Source organism: Flectobacillus longus (genome assembly GCF_030056705.1).
Lineage (GTDB): Bacteria > Bacteroidota > Bacteroidia > Cytophagales > Spirosomataceae > Flectobacillus > Flectobacillus longus.
Window position 1 is genome coordinate 111500 of the sequence record NZ_JASHIC010000007.1, and the last position, 20469, is coordinate 131968.

Below are 20469 nucleotides of genomic sequence, written 5' to 3' on the forward strand. Positions count from 1 at the left end.
GGAGCATAAAATGTAGTTAAGCATTCTGCGCTCGAAAATTTTGGCAAAATTACAGATTTTTGTCGGAATTTCCTGTAGGAGATTTTTTAGAGAATCGGTTTAAACTATTTTACCTAAAAATTTGATTTAGTATTTCTACCCTAATCATTAAAGCTTTCAAAACTCATTGTAAAGAGAAAAGAGGTTTGTGTTGAATTTTACGCGCATCTTGTGCCAAAGCGAATGATTTAACTAATTCTTGATCATAATCCCACTTAGCGGCTTCAATGCAAGGCGCAAACATTGCGTTTCAGTCGAAGGATAAAATAATTTCCCAACAAAATATTTAATCTACCATATTTGTAGAATAATAAAACTCTATTAACTTTGTAGGAAATATTGATTTTATAGACCAATGATAGAAGGCTCGACTCAAGCAGAAATTCAGGAAACAAAAACAATTGTCCCGAAAAAATCCTCTAAAAATCCATTTGAGGAAGCTATTATTAAATTATGGAAGCGTGAAAGAACCCCCGCTGAGATTGTTATTCACATCTTCAATGCCATAGCACTTATGTTGGTGGGTCATTTTTTATTTACCTATCTGACGGTTCAAAATATTACAACAGCATTTAGCGAAGTTACTTCCGATATTCTCTTTTTCATCATGGCTGGATTCATCGCCCAAATGGTTGATGGAGCATTGGGTATGGCTTATGGCGTTACGGCTTCAACGTTTTTGGCTAACGTAGGTGTTTCACCAGCAGTAATTAGTATGAGTGTACACGCCTCTGAAATCTTTACTAGTGGAGCATCTGGTTATATGCACTTGAAATTTGGGAATGTAAACTCAAAATTATTCAAGGCAGTCTTAATACCAGGTGTAATAGGTGCGATACTAGGTGCCTATTTGCTTTCAACATTATTAGAGCAATATATAGGATATGTAAAACCAGCAGTATCTATTTACACACTCTGCTTAGGTATTTTAATTATCAAAAAAGCATTAGTAAAACGTCAGGCGAAGAAAAATGTAAAAATGATTGGACCTTTAGCTTGGTTTGGTGGTTTTATGGACTCGGTAGGCGGTGGCGGCTGGGGACCGATTGTATCGTCTACACTCATCGCTTCAGGACGTCATCCTCGTTATACGATTGGTTCGGTCAACTTAGCGGAGTTCTTTATTTCTCTTTCATCCTCATTAACCTTTATTTTTGTTATTGGATTTTCACAGTGGCAGGTTATTTTAGGACTGATTTTGGGAGGGATGGTCGCTGCTCCAATCGCTGCTAAATTATCCACTAAGATACCTACCAAAGCACTTATGATTCTAGTAGGCATTGTGGTAATTCTAGCTTCGTTGAAAAAGATTATAGGATAAGAAATTTTTCAAAAACAATCGATAGATACAGCCTTCTCAGCTTAGTTGAGAAGGCTTTTTTTGTTTTATTCAACCGCTTAGTCAGAATATTGCTAAGTAGATAGACCTACTCTTGGTGATTCAAAATATTCCCACTAATTTTCCTAAACAATTGATATCCTTAATATAGCTACTTTGTTTAACTTCCTTTTTCGGCATTAAACCTGCGTTTCTTCAAAAGGTTATTAGTTTCCAAAACTTTCGAGAACACTTCTCAATTCACTTGCAAGGCAGTGTTATATCTCAAACTAATATAAAATTGCTCGGCCTTAAAATCTGATATTTATTTTTTATGAGTATTATTAAACGTTTTTTTCAGAAAAAATCTGCACCCAATAATCCTTATCAAGAGTTCTGGAATTGGTTTTCAGAGAATGAAAAAAAGTTTTTTGAAATTGTTAAAGATGGGGAAAAAATCGATGAGGCTTTTTTTGCTATTTTAAGTCCTAGATTAGAGCAATTACATAAAGGAATCTTTTTTCTTTCGGGAATGTACGACGAAGACATTGCCGAACTCATCCTCACCGCCGATGGCATTGTAAAAAACATTGTTTTCATCGAAGAACTCATTGAAGCAGCTCCAGCATTGCCTAATTGGAAAATAACGGCACTTAAGCAGGCTGTAGATATGGAAGATTGGCAAATAGGCATTGAAGATTTAATCATTAACTCTCCAAGCCTTAGTTTTTTTCCTGACGAATACCCGCAATATCCTGACGAGATTGCGATTACAATTGTGTATCAAGACTATTCAACCGAAGAACATGGTACGATTGTCTCTGGTATTTATATGTTTTTAGATAACCTTTTAGGAGAACTAAACGCTGGTGTGCAGCTAGACCAAATCAAAATTCAAGGACCAGATACTTCGCATCCCGATTTGATTCCTATTTCCAAGCTTCCTGCCTACTTGAATTGGAGAGAAAAAGAGTTTATCGAAAAATATGAATCCACCGAAATCCCCGACGATGATATTCCGCTCACGACACTTCAGGCAACTGGCGAAAATGAAATGCCTCTGATTGCGACCATCAATATGCCGCTACTCAACTGGGATGCCAAACCTTCATTTCCGTGGGTTTTGCGTTTAGAATTGCAATATAATGGTCAGCAAAACGATGGACTACCGAATGAAAGTGATTTCGAAATTTTGAATGAATTAGAGGATACTCTACTTGATAATTTGTTGGATTCAGGATTATGTTTGTACACAGGTCGACAAGTAGGTTCGAATGTATGTGAGTTTTATTTTACTTGTAAAAACTTTAGAGAACCTTCTAAAAAGGTATATGAACTTACGCCCGAAATAGAACAAAATTTCAAATTTGAATACTTTATTTATCGAGATAAATATTGGCGCTCATTTGAGCATTTTCGTGTAGCATTTTAAATAAAAAGTCCGAAGGATAATCTACTACTTCGGACTTTTCATTTTATCAAAATCAACTAAGCAGTTTTAATCGCTTCCTTCAAGGCTGATAAAACTTTTGTATCGACATTTCCAAAAAGAGAAACACCTGAAGCGCCATTTTTGAGGGCTAGCTGAATACCTTTCACAATTTCTCCTTGATTATCGAAATCTGGCAAAAATAAGCCTGCATACAAAGGAAATTTTCCATGGAGAGTTCTTACTCCTTCTTCTACAGCATCGCCAATCCAATTGACATCTTCTTTGTAGAATTTGTGATAAATCATAGGACAAACTCCTGACAAATTCCAGTTAGTCCAATCTTGACGAACGATGCGCTTTGCCACTTCTGGCGTTGGAAACACCGCCGCCGTAATAGGCTTTTTGAACGAAGCCGCCGTTGCAGACAAATGATTAACGATTCGGGTAATATTGTCATAACGGAATTTACGCCAAGAAAGATTTTGGTCTGGATTTTCTGACTTTAGAATATCAATTCCTTTTAATTCCTTAAACTTCGAGCGACAAGTATCACAGTAGCAAAAATCATATTCGGGCAACTCCTGATTTTGCTGTATGCCGTAGTTTTTCCAAAGATTTACAGGTAAAATAACGTCACAATAACGTACATAATCCAAGTGAATACCATCAACATAGGGCTTACTTAATTCTGTCTTTACAACATTTTCAAGATAAGCTTTTGTTTCTGGTTTAGACGGACACAACCAACGATAATAATCCACATACGGAGGTTTCGTCGCGCAAGAATCGCCCTTACGACTCACAGCATACATTTCAGGATGAGATTTCAATAGGCTTTCTTCACCACGGTTCATTGTCCAAATCCAACGGTGAGTTTCCAAACCTTGTTTTTTGGCAATAGTAAAATGCTTTTCGTCATCGGCTTCAAAGAAAATACCTGTAATACCACTTTCCTGAAATTCTCTATACTGCTTGGTCAGCACTTCTTCGCTAGCTTTATGATCGGGATTTATCCAAATCCAAAACTTACGTTTTGCTTTTGCTGAAGAAATTTGTACCTCACTCGATGCCTCCGCAGTAGTAGAACTACCCGCCAAAGCCAATGAGCCTAAGCCAATTTGCTTCAAAAATGTTCTTTTTTTCATAGTTTTTAAAAATTGAAAATTGGAAAAATTAAGGTTAAGGCTAGCCCACCCGTGGCGAGTGTCCCATTCGACAACGTGCGTCAGTTAAAAGCAACAAGATACACCATAAGCGTTGACTGTAGTTTAGGAAGCCAAACTAGATTCCTATGAATGGTCAGTGAGACACTGACCACGGAACGAAACTTGCTTTAGTAACCAACCAGTTGAAATTATCTTTCACCCCTTAACCTAGGTAAATTTATAAATCTCGCACTAAAAGTCTGCCATCTTGTGTGAGTGTCAGCAGTTTTTTGTTGGTCAAATCTTTTAGCAAAATCATAAATAAATGCTCCGAAGCCTCTATTTTTACTTCATACCCTTTTGGCCAATTCAAACCTAACTGACTCAGGTCAGAGGTGTATGTTTTATTTTTTCCCAAAAAAGCTTGTTGAGCGTCATATCCAGCCCAAACCCATCTTTTAGCCGTTTCGATACTTGGCAATTGGTATTGAATAGGACTTTCTGAAACCTTTTTATCAGAGAAAACCAAATATCCCCAGCGGTCAGGAATGTGCATATTAATTGCATCTTGTGGCGACCATACCCAGTTGTATTCTGGCAATACACCCGTTCCATCAGCTTTAGCTTTTCTCACATATTTACCATTTTTAATCTCGTGTTGCCATTCTACTCTTGAGAAATTGATACGCCATAGACTTAAATCTTTTGGAAATGGCACCTTCAATCCCATACCAACCGACTCAAAAGGAATGGCAATTTCGACCGTCCAAAATTTATCTTCATCTTTCGGGTTATTCACCGTTCCGTTGCAATACACCGCTGTTTTCATACCTTTTATATCCCAAGAAATAAGGGCATCGCCACCATTTCTGTACGATTTTGGCAAAAACAAATCGAAGGTATTATTAATAGGATTGACTTCTAGCTCAAAGTAGTCATGTCCGTCACCATCTGGGTCGATAAATACTTCAAAATCATTTTCCAGAAATACTACTTGGTCTTTCTTATTTTGATATGACCACAAATGTTTTTCGTTCAATTTGGCAGCAATGTACAAATACTTGTCATCCCACAACATTTTGGCTTTGGTCGCTTGCAAAGGCAAAGGTTGTTTGGCACCTTCTATGTCAACAAACTCTGTTGTCCAACTTGCTTTTTGCCAAGCTTCTTCGTCTAGTTTTCCATCAATTTTTAGATTTTGAGAGGTTTTATAGCAAACATATTGCTTAGGGAAATAGGGAACCTGCGCATAATTTTGAAAACCAATCATGCCTAAGCATAGAGTAAAAAGGAATTTTTTCATAAGATATTAATAAAGAAAATTGGAAGTGTTCTATCTAGGTTTTATACAAAATAGAATCGTACAATATTCTTATAGTTTTGTGTATTAACTATACCGAACTGTAACGATTTCCATTTTGAGTTTTGATTTCAAGATTCAGGTTTTTATATTTCAAAATGGTATAAACTCAATCAAACTTCATCATGTCGAATTTATCGCTTCATTTTGCACAAAACTTTAATCATAAATTGGATTGTAAATATTTTACCTCGATTCGTCCTCAGCGAGATATTTATCAAGTCGGTGCAGAAATAGATATTTATTGTCAAGAGTATTTTCTAAAAAAAGCAGTCATCATCAACATCCAAACACTGCCCCTTTCTGAATTAGACGATTGGACAGCTTTTCTCGATGCGGGAATGAATAGGCATGAACTGATTGCTCTACTCAAAACCTTCTATCCTGAAACCGAAGATTTACTCTTTAACGTATTACTCTTGAAAAGTTGTTAAGACTGAAAGACAATTTACAAAAGCAGACAAGACCTTGTTTATCAATCAAAAAAAAGTCATAATTTTCCTTTTTAAAATTTTATCCAAAATCCCAAAATTCTATGAAAAAACCATTATCAACCTTTAAAGCTGGAGCATTAGCCCTACTCCTCCTCGCTTCGGGAGGACTCAAAGCCCAAGACAAACCTCATAATGTGATTCCTGAGCCTGTCAAGATTAGCACCAGTAAAGGGCAATTTTTTCTAAAATCAAGTACCACTATTCTTATTCAACAAGAAGAAGCCAGAACTACAGCAGAGCTTTTGGCATCACGCTTGAACAAGGCTACAGGGTGGAATTTTATGGTAAAAAAAGGGGCACATCAGCCGAACGCAATTAGTTTTTCACTACATAAAAATCCAGTTGAAGAGCTAGGGAAAGAAGGCTATAACCTAGAAGTAGATGCCAATGGAGCTAAGGTAACTGCCAATCAAACAGGAGGCTTGTTTTATGGGATGCAAAGTATTTTACAACTATTGCCAACAGAAATCGAAAGTAACACTGCCGTTAAAAAAGACTGGACGATTCCTTTTGTCAAAATCACCGATTACCCTCGTTTTGCTTGGCGTGGTATCATGTTTGACGTGAGTCGTCATTTCTTTACCAAAGACGAAGTGAAGCGTTTTATTGATGTAATGGCTCGTCTCAAATACAACACCTTCCACTGGCACTTGACCGATGATAATGGTTGGAGAATCGAGATAAAATCATTGCCAAAACTCACCGAAGTAGGTGCTTGGCGTGTGCCACGTATTGGTAAATTTAATCAGTTGGATGCTCCAAAAGATGGCGAAGCTGCAACAGATGGCGGTTTTTATTCCCAAGAAGATATTAAAGAGGTAATCAAATACGCTTCAGACCGTAACGTAACCATCGTACCCGAAATCGATGTGCCAGGGCATAGCATGGCGGCAATTGCAGCCTATCCTGAGCTTTCTTGCAGTAAAGACCCAAAAACCAAAGTAAACCCAGGAAGTAAATTTGCGGAGTGGTATGGTAATGGTAAATTCAAGATGTTGACCGACAACACGCTGAATCCTTCTGATGAAAAAGTCTATGAATTTTTGGACAAAGTATTTACAGAAGTGGCAGCGCTTTTTCCTAATCCATATATCCATGTGGGGGGAGATGAATGTTACAAAGGTTTCTGGGAAGCCGATGCCAATTGTCAGGCGTTGATGCAGAAAGAAAACATGAAACATGTAGAGGAATTGCAAGGATATTTTATGAAGAGAGTGGAAAAAATCTTGAAAACAAAGGGTAAAAAACTTCTAGGTTGGGACGAGATTCTGGAAGGTGGTATTGCACCAGAAGCCACAGTCATGAGCTGGAGAGGCATCGAAGGCGGTATTGAAGCAGCCAAATTGGGACACAACGTAGTCATGACACCTTCACCTTATGTGTATATTGACTTTATGCAAAGTGACAGAACATTGGAGCCACCCATTTATGCAACGTTACGTTTGAAAAAATGCTATGATTTCGAACCAATTCCTGAGGGCGTAGATAGCAAATTTATCTTAGGAGGACAAGCCAACCTTTGGACCGAGGGCATTCCTACTTTGGCGTATGCTGAGTATATGACCTATCCTCGTTGCTGGGCATTATCAGAAGTATACTGGTCACCAAAAGAGAAAAAGAATTGGGATAAATTTGTTTCTAAAATGGAAAACCATTTTGACCGTGCCGATTTGGCAGGTATCAATTATGCGCGCTCAGCATACGATGCAGCTATCAAACCCAACATGAAAGATGGAAAATTGGTTGTTGAACTTGAGGCTGAAATTCCGAATTTGACGATTCACTATTCGATTGACGACACCGTTCCTAGCAAATTTAGCCCTGTGTACAAAGACCCTATTCAAGTACCAGAAGGTCCTATTACCTTACGTGTAAATACCTACCGTAATGGCAAGCCTATTGGACGAATGATTACTTTGAGTCGTGAAGAATTAGTCAAACGCTCAAAATAATTTTTCATCGTACTTTTTTCTCGATTGAGACTCTCAAACGTGTATTACATCGAATCATCTGGTTCTGATTGATGGATTTTCTGGGAATACCTGTATTTTTAGGAAAAATCACTTATCCAACCTTCATCGCAACTATATGATTCTCCTAACTCTCGAAATAAGAGAATCGTTGAAGTCGAGAAAAAAGTACTTAACAATGAAAAAAATCTTTATTCTGGCAGGGCTACTCGCTTTTTCGGGTTGCGCTTTTGCCCAAAACTCCTATCCAAATCATGCACAACTGAGTACACGCCTCAAAACCCTCAGTAGCAAATACGCAACCACTGTCAAATTAGAATCTATAGGTAAAAGCAAAGGTGGAAAAGACATTTTTGCCATAACACTTAGTAAAGGCGATGCAAGTACCAAACCTGCTATTGCTATCTTGGCAGGTGCAGATGGAACGCATTTAGCCGGAACAGAAGTAGCCTTACAACTAGCAGAAAAGTTTGTGGCTTCTGATTCGCTTGCTAAAGTTTTAGAATCAAAAACCTTCTATATCATTCCTAGCATCAATCCTGATGCACAAGAGCAATTTTCAGCAAAACTCAAATTCGAGCGTAGTGGCAACGACGTAGATACCGACGACGACCGTGATGGACGCTTAAATGAAGATCCATTTGAAGATTTGAACAACGACGGACAAATCACATGGATGCGCATAGAAGACCCAACGGGAACTTATATCATCAGCAAAGAAGACCCAAGAGTCATGGTAAAGGCCGACCCAAGCAAAGGGGAAGTTGGCAAATATATCCTCCTCAGCGAAGGTATTGACAATGACAAGGATGGTGTTTTCAATGAAGATGGAGTCGGAGGAGTTAATATCGACAAAAATGGTACTTACGACTATCCATTTTTCACACAAGGTTCGGGAGAATATGCAGCATCTGAATCAGAAACGAAAGCTTTATTAGACTTTTTGTATACTTCCAAAAATATTTACGCAGTATTTACTTTTGGTCCTGCCAACAACTTGAGCGAGGCTACGAAGTTTGATAAATCTAAAACCTTGAAACGAATTGTAACAGGTATTTTAGAAAAAGATGCTTCGGTAGGAGAACAAATTACCAAACTCTACAATACGCAAACAGGTTTGAAAGATGCACCTGCAATGCCACAAACCAAGGGAAATCTTTCCCAAACTGCCTACTATCACTACGGAAGATTAAGTTTTAGTACGCCAACATGGTGGGCGCCAAAGGTTACTACGACAAAAGATTCTACCAAGAAAGAAATAAAAGAGGTCAAAGTAAGCGACAATGAAGATATTCGTTTCTTGAAATGGGCTGATGCGCAGCAACTAAAAGGAAGTTTTGTTTCTTGGCAAAAAATCAATCATCCAGATTTCCCAAATCAAACCGTTGAAGTTGGGGGAATCGCTCCTTATGCAAAACTGAACCCTCCTATCAGTTATTTGAATGACGCCACAGATAAACATATCAAATTCTTCAAGGCATTTGCTTCTCAAATGCCAGATGTACAGATTCTTAATATAAAAACTGAATCTGTTTCTGCTGGTTTAACTCGCGTAACTGTCCAAGTAACCAATAAAGGTTTATTGCCAACTGGTTCAGAAATCGGGGATCGTGTGCGTTGGGTACAAAAGGTGCGAACAGAGGTGAAAACTTCAAGTTCACAAACGATTATTTCAGGTAAAAAAGTCAACCTTCGAGGTGCTATGTCGGCTGGTGAATCACAAGAATATAGCTGGTTGATTAGCGGTTCGGGCAATATCACCATCGAAGCTGGTAATGCTATGACAGGTATTAAAACGGTATCTGTAGCCCTGAAATAGTTTTTTATACTTCACAACGTACAATATTCAACAAATTATTTTAGCATTTTAGTCATGAAAAAATATATATCCCTATTCTTGTTGTCATGCTCGTTGGGTGCAGCAGCACAAGAAAAAACCATCAACGATGACCTCACAGGACTTCGTGCTATAGGAACCCCTGCTTCTCCAAAAGTAAAAATTAGCTGGAATCATTACAACGATTATGCGATGATTACTCGCTTTTGTCAAGATTTAGCAAAAGCATATCCAGATTTGGTAAAAGTGGAGTCTATCGGAAAATCGACTCAAGGGAAAGATATGTGGGTTTTAACAATTTCAGATTTTAAGTCTGGAAATGTAGATCGTAAGCCAGGCTTTTATATCGATGGCAATATCCACTCTAACGAGATACAAGGCACTGAAGTGGCTATGTACACGGCTTGGTATTTGGCTGAAAGTTTTAATTCGGTAGATTTTATCAAACAACTATTAAAAGATAAGGTCTTTTATATCGTTCCAACCATCAACCCAGATGCACGTGAGGATTTCTTGAAAAACCCTAATACTCCACACTCCCCTCGTTCGGGAATGTTGGCTTTTGATGATGATGGAGATGGTAAGGCAGACGAAGACAAATTTGATGACCTCGATGGCGATGGCAATATCGTAATGATGCGTCGCAAAACGCCTTACGGTCGCTGGAAGGTTGATTGTGATAATCCACAACGTATGATTCCTGCCAAGCCAGATGAAAAAGGCGAATATGAAATGCTAGGGTATGAAGGCATTGACAATGATGGCGATGGTGCTGTCAATGAAGACTTGATTGGCTATTATGACCCCAACCGTGATTGGGGCTGGAATTGGCAACCTGACTACATTCAACGAGGAGCTTTATATCATCCGGGTACTTTGGCTGAGACACGCAATGTCAAAAACTTTGTATATGCTCATTCCAATATTGCTGGAGCACAAAGTTATCATAACAATGGGGGTATGTTTTTACGTGGTCCGGGTGCAGAAGAAGACGCAGGATTTTATGTGCCTCAAGATGGTGCAGTGTATGATTATTTCGGAAAAATTGGAGAGAAAATCAATCCGGGATATAAGTACTTTGTGATTTACAAAGACCTATACACCGTTTATGGAGGCGAAATCGATTGGTTAGCTCTAGGTCGTGGGGTATTTACGTTCTCAACAGAATTGTTCACTTCTTCTAAATTATTTGGAAAACAAAGTGAAGAAGGTCGTGGTCAAAACAATGATTTTGAAGAGTTTAGCAAAACCCTCTTATTTAATGATGCCTATGTAGCTTGGAAACCGTTCAAGCATCCACAATATGGCGATATTGAAATAGGTGGACCAAAGAAAAACTATACTCGCAATCACCCTGGTTTTATGTTGGAAGAAGATGCTCATAGAAACATGGCTTTTACAGTGTTGCATGCTTCGCAGATGCCTAAATTAGAAGTGTCAGAAATTCGTCAAAAAGCATTAGCTGGCGGATTTACAGAAGTCACAGCCGTGGTTACCAACGCCAAAGTTATTCCAACTCACTCAGCACATGATTTGAAATACAAAATCGAAAGGCCAGATTATATTTCTTTGAAAAATGCTAATGTAGTAGCAGGAATGATTGTTGAAAACGAAGATATCAATTTGACAAAAGAACAAAAATACACGCCTCAAACGATTGAAGTTTCGAACATTTCAGGAATGAGTGCTGTGAAAGTTCGCTGGATTGTTAAAGGAAAACTGGATAAAGCAACCGTGGAAGTAGACAGTCAGAAAGGAGGCTTAACGAGTAAAACCTTGTAAATACACTTTCGGCTGTAAGCCGTAGGCATTAGGCTAAAAAGCTTAAATTATTTCATGAGAAATTCTTTTCAACTTTTAGCTTACATCATAAAGCCTAGTGCTTAATGCGGGTAAAATTATTTTTTAAATACCAGAGACAAAATGCGTTACATCTAATTGTGATGCTTGGCATCTAAAGTATTTTAGTATCAAAAAAGCGGTCGGAAAATATTTTCCGACCGCTTTTTTGATGAAAACTTGGAGGATAATCCCAATCTTAATATTCAGGACGACTCAGTTTCAAAAGTACATGTTGGCATATAAATTCTAACAATCGCTCATGCACTCAATCACAATTCACTCAATTAGGATAACCCATGTTTGATAAATAGTATCTCGAATCTGAATAAGCCTAAATAGCCAAAACAGTATAACACAAGTTTTTCAAAGGATAGTTACATACAAATATTCCCTTTCGACCGTTTAATAACTAGACCTCTGTATTTTTCGCTAAATAGCTATTTTTCAATCTTCTGAGAAAACCGATATACTATCTTTGTAATCAAATTTCTTCTTTTCTCTCTCTAATTCCTGCAAATTTCATGACACATCCTCTCAAAATTATCTTTCGTATTTTAGCACCTGTTCTTATTCTTGGATTAGCAATCTATCAATTTTTACCAGAAACTCCTCTTCCCAAAAATGCTCAAATTGATAGTCTGGTTGTGTATAAATCAAAGAGACAATTATTGGCTTTTTCACATGGTCAACTCCTTAAAACCTACTCAATAGCACTAGGACGACAACCCCTTGGAGCTAAAGAATATGAAGGTGATTTAAAAACGCCAGAAGGAAGTTACATAATCAATGATAAAAACCCCAAAAGTGACTATTATAAAAACTTGGGAATCTCCTATCCCAACGCAAACGACATATTACATGCCCAAAAATTGCACTGTCCAGTTGGAGGCGAAATCAAAATCCATGGTCTGAGAAATTACATGGGATTATTAGGTAAATTTCATCGATGGTTTGATTGGACTTTAGGTTGTATTGCAGTTCAAAATGCAGAAATTGATGAATTATATAATGCAGTTCCTATTGGTACACCCATTGTCATTTATCCCTAAACTTCCTCAAACTCTACAGGTTCTTTCAATACATCCTTTGTATTTGTTTTTTTACTTGTTGGAGTACTACAATTTCCTGAAGCACAACACCCAGTGTTGGTAATAGCCTGAAAAAGCACAATAGCACTTAAGCCTAAAAGTAAAAAATCCTTTTGCATAATTCCGTTTGTCAAAGCCCAAGCTCCTACAGCCAAGCGTAAAAATCTCATCAAACTCCAATCCTTTAAATTCATGTCATTACTGTTTTAAGATTCTAATATAATAAAAACTTCGTTAGGCATATACAAATATATGAACATATTTACATTTATTAAAGTTTCAAAAAAGCCCCTTTGAGAGAGCTTACTTGAAAAACAAAAAATATGTTTCTTTATGATTTAATATTATTTCTAATACGACTCAAACTATCTGGATGAATACCCAAAAAAGAAGCTAAGTCTTTTACAGGTATTAATCTTAAAGCATCTGGCTGATATGCAATTAGATTCAAATAACGTTCTTCGGCACTTTGTGAAATCAGGCTATAAGTTCGCTTTGTCTCACGAATATACAATCCCTCAGCAATTCTTCGGTGAAAACGTTCGGCATTTTTGGAGCGCTCAAGCAATTCCAAAACAGGTTGATAGCGCAGACGCATGGCTGTAACCTTCGTAACTGCCTGAATACCAATCGAAGAAGGCATCTGAGCCAAGCAAGAAGCAAAAGAGCTTACAAAATTTCCTTTAAAGCCCAAATCCACACAAATTTCTTTATCCTCCTTAAAGGAAATATATTTTACAGCACCTTCAACGATAAAATAAGTACATGATTCTACCTGTCCTATTTCGGTAAGAAATTCTTTTTTCTTAAACTGAACTTCTTCAATATGACTACGATAGAAGTCCCACTCTTCTGACGAGAAGTTTGCCAGTCTGAAGATTGCCTCTTTCACAATTTCTATTTTTTGGGGATTTACTATCATCTTTGTAAATATAACAGTGGTTTTACAGACGATTTTCTACTACTTTACTTTTAGCAAAGTGACTAATCTTCTGGATAAGGAATATACACAAAACTAGCAAAATCATTATCAAAGACAAACAAACAGCAAAACTCATCGGGGTCTTTGTAACTTGTTTCAAAAACCTCTATACTTTCTGCCGAAATAATTCCTCTTTGAACAAACTCTTCTGCCACAGTGGCATTGTAGTTCCAAGTATTTCCATTCATTTCATTGATACCAATCAATTTTGAACCAACTGGCACAACTGTACGAGAAACAGCAAAAATAGGATATTTTGAAAAACCTCTTGTTCTAATTTGATAAGAAGCTTCCTTAACAAATTCTGCCACTAAGGCGAAGTCTGTTGAAATAATGCCCAAGTACTTTCCATTCAAATCAGGAGAGTTGGGGGCATTGGATATAGCTTGATAATCTTCAATCATTGTTTTTTAAATTTTACTTTTCAAAAATTAATGCCTCTGGAAGCATTCGTAAAAAGGGAATCGATTTTTCATAATCTAAGCCCTCATAATAAATACCTAACCTTGCGAGATTCTTGTAGTAAGTATTTACGTTTTTGTAATAATATTTTTCGGATTGAATGAACCATGCACTTCTCCCCATTTTTTCAGCTAAAAACCACTTTTCTAGTAATCTAGCTAGCCGTCCATTGCCATCACTAAAAGTGTGAATATTTACAAATACTAGGTGGATAAAAGAGGCATAATAAAATACCTCATCAACAGACATTGATTCTTGCAATAACTCATCTATTTCAGTCCAAAAAGCTTTAAATTCTGTCTCGATTATTCCTAGAGGAGCTGCCTCATACTGAACTCTACCCGTTTTATGCGCCATAACAAGCATTTCGGTTTTCCTTAACGTGCCTCTTAATTTTTCGGGAAGCAAATGAGCAGATATCAACTTATGTGCCTCCAAAAAATTAGCATACGTTAAAGGATAATCTTGAGCAAACAAATAAGCATTATACAAATCATTCGGCTTTTCTGTTAGCTCAGGAAGATATTCAATTTGTAAAAGTTTGTGCTTCACAAAACTATCAACTTCAAGCTGTTCTCCTTCTATCTTAGAAGAAGACATTACAGAAACAGAAGTATAAAATGTAAAGCTATGAGGATCCAAACGTATTTGTTCTACCTCCGAAAATTCATTTGAATATCGAGATCTAACAATGATTTCCAAGTCTTCAGATATCTTGAGGTAATCAATTTGCCCATCGATATAATTTTGTTTTATTTAGAACCTAGCAGCCGCCAACAAACTTAGGTCTTTATAAGCTATTCCTAGTTTTTTTGCTATTTGAGCATTTGTCAAACTTCCTTTGTAACTATAAACACCTTTCATGAAAGCTTTGTTGGCAAAAATTGCTTCTTCTATTCCACCTGTTTTTCCTGTCTTGAGCAAAAACGAGGTAAAAATATTGCTCAACGCCTGTGTAGCAGTATGTGCCACGCGTGAAGGAATATTAGGTACGCAATAATGAATCACATCATATTTACGATAGGTAGGATTTGCTAAATCTGTCAACTCAGATGTTTCAAAACAGCCTCCTTGGTCGATACATACATCTATTAATACCGAGTCAGGTTTCATTCTCGACACCATTTCTTCAGTAATAATGCATGGTGTAAAGCCATTTTCGGCACGTAATGCTCCTATCACCACATCTGCTTGAATAATTGCTTCTGGCAAAACATGAGAATCTATAATACAAGTATAAACGTGTTGACCAATAGCATGTTTGAGACGCTGAAGTTTATAAATATCTTTATCGAAAATCTTCACATCAGCCCCCAGACTAATCGCTGTACGAGCGGCGTATTCAGAAACAGTACCAGCACCTAAAAAAACTACTTTCGTAGGTGGTACGCCTGTTATTCCTCCTAAAATTACGCCCATACCATGATTGGCGCTACTCAAACATTCGGCAGCAATCAGCATAACGGTACTTCCAGCAATTTCGGACATCGCACGAATCAAAGGCAATCCGCCTGCATTGTCTTCGATAAACTCATACGCCAATGCTGTGACCTTCTTACGATTCAGTTTCTCAAAATACTCTTTGGTTGATTTTTGCATATTGAGTGCCGAAATCAAAGTTGCTCCATGTTTTAAGTATTCGAGTTCTTCTTCCGTAAGTGGCTGAATTTTCACAATCACATCGGCTTTATACAGTTCCTCTTTCGAATAGGCAATCTGAGCACCAGCTTCGGAGTACTGAGCATCCTTAAACTTGGCGCCTTCGCCAGCACCAGTCTCAATCAAAACCTGATGGCCATTTTTTACCAAAAGCGATACTGCATCGGGGGTTAAGGAAACACGTTTTTCGAGCAGAGTAATTTCCTTTGGTAAGCCAATGAACAAGCTCTTTGCATTTTGCTTGGTCCATAACAACGCTTCTTGAGGCATCAAAGCCGTTTGAGTAAGACCTGTTTGGGCGAGTATTTCTTTAAATCCAGATTGTTTAGCCATTGCTTTATTCAACACAAGATTGGGTTAGTATAGCACGAAAATAAAGTGTTGCTTGACCTTTCCAAAATTCTATCGTGAAGGTTTACTAATTTTTTTTCAAAATAATAAGGCGACTTCCATCAGTTTGCACCGAAATCTCAATACTTAAATAATTCAAAGGCCATAAATTTTCGATTTTTGATGGCCATTCAACAAAGCAATAGTTTCCCGAGTCAAAATATTCCTCCACACCCATATCCATGGCTTCTATTTCATTTTTTAATCGATAAAAGTCAAAATGATATAGCGTTTCTCCATTTTCGGTAACATATTCATTGACAATCGAGAATGTAGGACTCTGTACATGATTGGTAACGCCCAAATGTGCACACAGTGCCTTGATAAGCGTTGTTTTCCCTGCTCCCATTTGTCCTTCGAACAACCAGACCAATTCACTTTTGCCAAATTCTATAATTTGAGTTGCTACTTCTGGTAATTGCTCCAGACTTTGATATTGAATTTGTTTTTCCATTTCTAAAATTAATTCTTCTATTTCGAGCGGCAGATTACTATTTAGTAATTTGATAATGAGCGATTTATTGAATAAAACCACTCATTATATATTAAATATCTCCCAATTGTGGGCGTAATAGAATTTCTTCCAAAACTGTACTAGCTGGCATTTTGTGGGCTGTCCAAATTACTTCAGCCACATCTTCAGAGCGCATAAAACGCTCAGTTGGCAAATCAACCCCTGCCCACGAATTGGTTAAGGTAGCTCCTGGCAAAATACTAGTGACGCGTACATTAAATGGTTTTAGCTCTTCACGCAACACCTTGCTCATACCCAAAAGCGCAAACTTTGAGATACAATAAGAACCCCCATTGGTATAAGCTGTAATACTTGCAGTAGAACAAATATTAAAAATATGACCTGAACGCAACTCAATCATCTGGTTTACAAACTGTCGTGTTAAATGATAGGCACTGTAAACATTCGTTTCAATCATTGCTTCAAGCGTTCCCTCTTCTTCATTATGAATTTGTCCCGGAATAAAAAAGCCCGTATTGTTGACCAAAATCTCTACACTTTCGGTATGTTGGCGAACAAAATCTGCAAATGCTAATACTTCGTTACGTTTTGATAAATCAGCCTTAAAAAAATATACATTTGAGAGCTCTTTTAAGGACTCATCAGCCGAACGAGCACAAGTAAACACCTGATATTGTTCTTGGGCAAATTTCTCTACGATAGCTCTTCCGATACCTTTTGTTCCGCCCGTTACTACGATTGATTTCATAAATGATTGTTTATGGTACATATATCCAATAATATCTTTACTTACACTGTTTTCATTATTCTTTTAAACAACATCAGTCACAAAAACTCTGTTCCCTTCACCGATTATTCCTACAAGGTTTGTTATCTTTGAGGGCACAGCTTAACAAAGTTGTCATAGCTACGAAAACGTAGCAACGAAGTTACTAACTTATAACGCTTAACAGAAAACGAAGTGACAAGAATAGGTAGATATTTCATTTTCATGGGGAATTTATTTAAAAATCCTGAAAAATTTAAGGTTTATTTTGATTTGGTATTTGAGGAGGCTTATGAAATTGGAATTAATTCTCTACTCATTGTTTCAATTGTTTCCTCCTTTATTGGAGCTGTAACTTGTGTGCAAACTGCTGCCAACTTATCAAATCCTTTTGTACCCAAATACATTATTAGTTTGATTGTACGAGACTCTACGATTTTGGAACTTGCACCCACCATTACTGCCATTGTTTTGGCAGGTAAAGTTGGCTCGCACATTGCCAGTCAGTTAGGAACAATGCAAATTACAGAGCAGATTGATGCTTTAGAGGTAATGGGTATAAATTCTACGTCTTACTTGGTTTTACCCAAAATCATTGGTGCGATTATTACTTTTCCAATGTTGGTAGCCTTAGCAGGATTTCTTTCTATCTATGGAGGTTATTTGGCGGGTTGGCTTTCAGGTGCTATTTCACCATCAGAGTATATTCAGGGTTTGCGTTTTGATTTTCATCCTATTTATGTACCCTTTGCGATTATCAAATCAGTGGTTTTTGCCTTTTTGATTGCTTCAATTTCAGCTTTTCAAGGATATTTTACCAAAGGTGGAGCATTAGAGGTGGGGCAGTCATCTACCAAAGCCGTGACTAATAGCTGTATTGCCGTTTTAGTAGCCGACTATTTGCTAGCACAATTACTTGTGGGAGGTTGAGATAGCCATCCTTATTTCAGTATCAAACATGAGTCATCACTAATTTAGTGATTTAGCGATTGAATGAATGAGTGATTAATTTAAAATTTGTATTCTGGCAGCTTAAGACGCAATGATTGCGTCTTAAGCTGAGTAAAATCTAACATAGTAGCATCAAAAAAGCGGTCGGAAAATATTTTCCGACCGCTTTTTTGATGAAAACTTTGAGAATAACCCCAATCTTAAAATTAGGAATGACTCATGTTTTAATACAATTTTTGGAATGATACATATTTAGACACAATGCTTTGCATCTCTACTGCTAGAATACAATTTTTAAAAATAATCACTCAATCTCAACTCACTAAATTAGGAATGACTCATGTTTAATAATGAATAATGGTGCAAAATAAAATCCAACTAACCAACAACTCATCACTCACAATTCATCACTCACAACTACAAAAACTCCTCCAGCTCACCCATTCCTTGACGAATAATTTCAAAATCATCTGTTGTTGCATCTACAATCGTTGAAGGAATATTATTACCGAATCCTCCATCTATCACTATGTCAACTACATTTTGAAATTTCTCAAAGATTAATTCTGGATCAGTTGAATATTCGACAATATCGTCTTCATCACGAATAGACGTTGTGATAATAGGATTACCTAACTCTTTGACAATCAAACGTGTTATTTCGTTATCTGGAACACGAACCCCCACTGTTTTCTTCCCTTGAGCCAATACTTTAGGAACCTTGTTGTTACCATCCAATACAAAAGTAAACGGTCCAGGCAAAGCTTTTTTCATGAGCTTAAAAGCAGCATTTGATACTTTTGCATAATCCGAAATATGACTTAAATCATAACAGATAAAAGAGAAATTGTTTTTGTTAGGTTTTATTCCTTTGATTTGACAAATGCGTTCAACGGCACGGGTATTATGAATATCACACCCCATTCCATATACCGTATCGGTAGGATAAATGATTACGCCACCGTCTTTCAGGCACGACACAATCTGGTCGATTTTTCGCATATCTGTACCTTTTTCGTACAGCTTAATAAACTCTGCCATGGTACCTCCTTCTTAAAAAATTCTGTGGATTGCGATTTAATGATTCAACAAGGTGAGAACTTGGAGTTAAAAAACAAAATAGAAAGGGTTTTTTTTAGAAAAAGTTTCTATTTTGTTTTTAGCGAAAAAAATTGGCACGATTATGGCGGAAAATTGATTATCAATGCTTAAAAGTAGGAATACTTCATTGATTTTTATGGGTTAGGGTACAAAAAGCCGTGCTTACTTTAAGTGCGGCTTTTTCACTTTTCGACCGACAAAAACTCTTCCTCACTGTCTGGTGGCACATTAATAGCATGGTCGATGCTAGCATTTATTTCAAATCCAAGAATCAATACCAATGCAATCAAATATAGCCAAACCATCAAGGCAATAAACGTACCGATTGTTCCATAAAGCCTGTTGTAAGAGGCAAAATTGGAAAGATAATACGAAAATCCATTCGTAATAATAATTGTCAAAATAGAGGCGGTAATTGATCCTACATTAATAAATTTCCATTTTTTGTGTACCGATGGTCCCCAATAATACACAATGGATATCACCAGAAAAAACAGCGCGAAAATCACAAAATAGGTCAATACCTGTAAAATATAAAAAGTAAAATTGGGATTAATAATACCTCCTTCAAAAAGCATATCCACAAATAGTCGCCCCACAATCAATACGACAATCGATACAAACAATACCATTGTCAGCAAGAAATTCATCATTACGGCTATCAATCTAGCTTTCACAAAACCTCTCTTTTCTTGTGTAGTCAGCGTTAAATTAAAGGCTCGCATCAGCGCCATTGTTCCGCTCGTAGAGGCATACAAGGCAAAGAAAAAACCGAGTGATAAAACGCCTCCTCGTGGCTTACTGATAATTTCGACTATGGTACGTTTGGCTTCCCCATAAATTCCCGCAGGCATTACATCTGAAAGCAAATTAAGAATTCTTTCGTCTAGGTTTTCGACTGGTATATAGGGAATTAATGAAAAAAGAAAAATCAATGTAGGAAAAACCGCCAAAGTAAAATTATACGCAACCGCTGCCGCACGCACGTCTATATCGAACTGAATGATTTTCTGAATCAAGATTTTCAGTACATAATAAACAGTTGCAGTAGTATTTTTTAAATGTGTTGTTTGTAAAAAATAGATTACGAGGGAGTATAACTTGGTATTTCTTAGTCGTTTGAGCATTCCAGTATCTTTTACTTTACTTCAAAAAATC

19 protein-coding genes are annotated in these 20469 nt (G+C 37.1%); 8 read left to right on the top strand and 11 right to left on the bottom strand.

Annotated features, from left to right (window positions below; translation table 11 throughout):
- Window positions 1-394: 394 nt before the first annotated feature.
- Both QM491_RS06785 and QM491_RS06790 read left to right on the top strand, forming a co-directional pair.
- Complete coding sequence (locus QM491_RS06785; protein WP_166551453.1) at window positions 395-1360, top strand: sulfite exporter TauE/SafE family protein; 966 nt, start codon at window positions 395-397, stop codon at window positions 1358-1360.
- Between the two features lie 331 nt (window positions 1361-1691).
- The gene (locus tag QM491_RS06790) at window positions 1692-2789 is read left to right on the top strand and encodes a DUF695 domain-containing protein (protein WP_283326588.1); all 1098 of its coding nucleotides are present in this window, start codon (window positions 1692-1694) and stop codon (window positions 2787-2789) included.
- A 56-nt stretch (window positions 2790-2845) separates the two neighbouring features.
- Here the strand turns inward: QM491_RS06790 and QM491_RS06795 are convergent, their stop codons facing one another.
- The gene (locus QM491_RS06795) at window positions 2846-3934 is read right to left on the bottom strand and encodes a family 10 glycosylhydrolase (RefSeq protein WP_283326590.1); all 1089 of its coding nucleotides are present in this window, start codon (window positions 3932-3934) and stop codon (window positions 2846-2848) included.
- A 238-nt stretch (window positions 3935-4172) separates the two neighbouring features.
- Window positions 4173-5237, bottom strand: a complete 1065-nt coding sequence (locus QM491_RS06800) for a carbohydrate-binding family 9-like protein (RefSeq protein ID WP_283326592.1) — start codon at window positions 5235-5237, stop codon at window positions 4173-4175.
- Window positions 5238-5419: 182 nt separating this feature from the next.
- Between QM491_RS06800 and QM491_RS06805 the strand changes: the two genes are divergently transcribed.
- From QM491_RS06805 to QM491_RS06825, 5 genes are all read left to right on the top strand, one after another.
- Window positions 5420-5728, top strand: a complete 309-nt coding sequence (locus tag QM491_RS06805) for a hypothetical protein (protein ID WP_283326593.1) — start codon at window positions 5420-5422, stop codon at window positions 5726-5728.
- A 101-nt stretch (window positions 5729-5829) separates the two neighbouring features.
- Entirely contained in the window at window positions 5830-7740 is a 1911-nt protein-coding gene (locus QM491_RS06810) for a beta-N-acetylhexosaminidase (RefSeq protein ID WP_283326595.1), read from the top strand.
- 196 nt (window positions 7741-7936) lie between these two features.
- Window positions 7937-9577 carry a M14 family metallopeptidase gene (locus QM491_RS06815; protein WP_283326597.1) on the top strand — a complete coding sequence of 547 codons (1641 nt, stop codon included), beginning with the start codon at window positions 7937-7939 and terminating at the stop codon, window positions 9575-9577.
- Between the two features lie 54 nt (window positions 9578-9631).
- Window positions 9632-11377 carry a M14 family metallopeptidase gene (locus QM491_RS06820; RefSeq protein ID WP_283326599.1) on the top strand — a complete coding sequence of 582 codons (1746 nt, stop codon included), beginning with the start codon at window positions 9632-9634 and terminating at the stop codon, window positions 11375-11377.
- Window positions 11378-11958: 581 nt separating this feature from the next.
- Window positions 11959-12486, top strand: coding sequence for a L,D-transpeptidase family protein (locus QM491_RS06825; RefSeq protein WP_283326601.1), 528 nt, complete (start codon window positions 11959-11961; stop codon window positions 12484-12486).
- Here the strand turns inward: QM491_RS06825 and QM491_RS06830 are convergent.
- From QM491_RS06830 to QM491_RS06860, 7 genes are all read right to left on the bottom strand, one after another.
- Complete coding sequence (locus tag QM491_RS06830; RefSeq protein ID WP_283326602.1) at window positions 12483-12719, bottom strand: hypothetical protein; 237 nt, start codon at window positions 12717-12719, stop codon at window positions 12483-12485. The genes QM491_RS06825 and QM491_RS06830 overlap by 4 nt on opposite strands.
- A gap of 137 nt (window positions 12720-12856) precedes the next feature.
- The gene (locus QM491_RS06835) at window positions 12857-13447 is read right to left on the bottom strand and encodes a Crp/Fnr family transcriptional regulator (protein WP_283326603.1); all 591 of its coding nucleotides are present in this window, start codon (window positions 13445-13447) and stop codon (window positions 12857-12859) included.
- A gap of 62 nt (window positions 13448-13509) precedes the next feature.
- Window positions 13510-13911 carry a hypothetical protein gene (locus QM491_RS06840; RefSeq protein ID WP_283326604.1) on the bottom strand — a complete coding sequence of 134 codons (402 nt, stop codon included), beginning with the start codon at window positions 13909-13911 and terminating at the stop codon, window positions 13510-13512.
- A gap of 13 nt (window positions 13912-13924) precedes the next feature.
- Window positions 13925-14671 carry a Fic family protein gene (locus QM491_RS06845; protein ID WP_283326606.1) on the bottom strand — a complete coding sequence of 249 codons (747 nt, stop codon included), beginning with the start codon at window positions 14669-14671 and terminating at the stop codon, window positions 13925-13927.
- A 54-nt stretch (window positions 14672-14725) separates the two neighbouring features.
- Entirely contained in the window at window positions 14726-15961 is a 1236-nt protein-coding gene (locus QM491_RS06850; protein ID WP_283326608.1) for an alanine dehydrogenase, read from the bottom strand.
- 85 nt (window positions 15962-16046) lie between these two features.
- Window positions 16047-16472, bottom strand: coding sequence for a tRNA (adenosine(37)-N6)-threonylcarbamoyltransferase complex ATPase subunit type 1 TsaE (gene tsaE, locus QM491_RS06855; protein WP_283326609.1), 426 nt, complete (start codon window positions 16470-16472; stop codon window positions 16047-16049).
- A 91-nt stretch (window positions 16473-16563) separates the two neighbouring features.
- Window positions 16564-17241 (bottom strand): SDR family oxidoreductase, encoded by a 678-nt coding sequence (locus QM491_RS06860; protein ID WP_283326611.1) that lies wholly within the window; start codon window positions 17239-17241, stop codon window positions 16564-16566.
- Window positions 17242-17454: 213 nt separating this feature from the next.
- Here QM491_RS06860 and QM491_RS06865 point away from each other — a divergent pair, with 213 nt between their 5' ends.
- A complete protein-coding gene (locus QM491_RS06865; protein WP_283326612.1) occupies window positions 17455-18189 on the top strand; it encodes an MlaE family ABC transporter permease in 735 nt (244 codons plus the stop codon).
- Window positions 18190-18627: 438 nt separating this feature from the next.
- On the opposite strand, the gene QM491_RS06870 is transcribed toward QM491_RS06865, so the two are convergent.
- Entirely contained in the window at window positions 18628-19251 is a 624-nt protein-coding gene (locus QM491_RS06870) for an L-threonylcarbamoyladenylate synthase (protein ID WP_283326614.1), read from the bottom strand.
- A 242-nt stretch (window positions 19252-19493) separates the two neighbouring features.
- A complete protein-coding gene (locus tag QM491_RS06875; protein WP_283326616.1) occupies window positions 19494-20438 on the bottom strand; it encodes a YihY/virulence factor BrkB family protein in 945 nt (314 codons plus the stop codon).
- Between the last annotated feature and the right edge of the window lie 31 nt (window positions 20439-20469).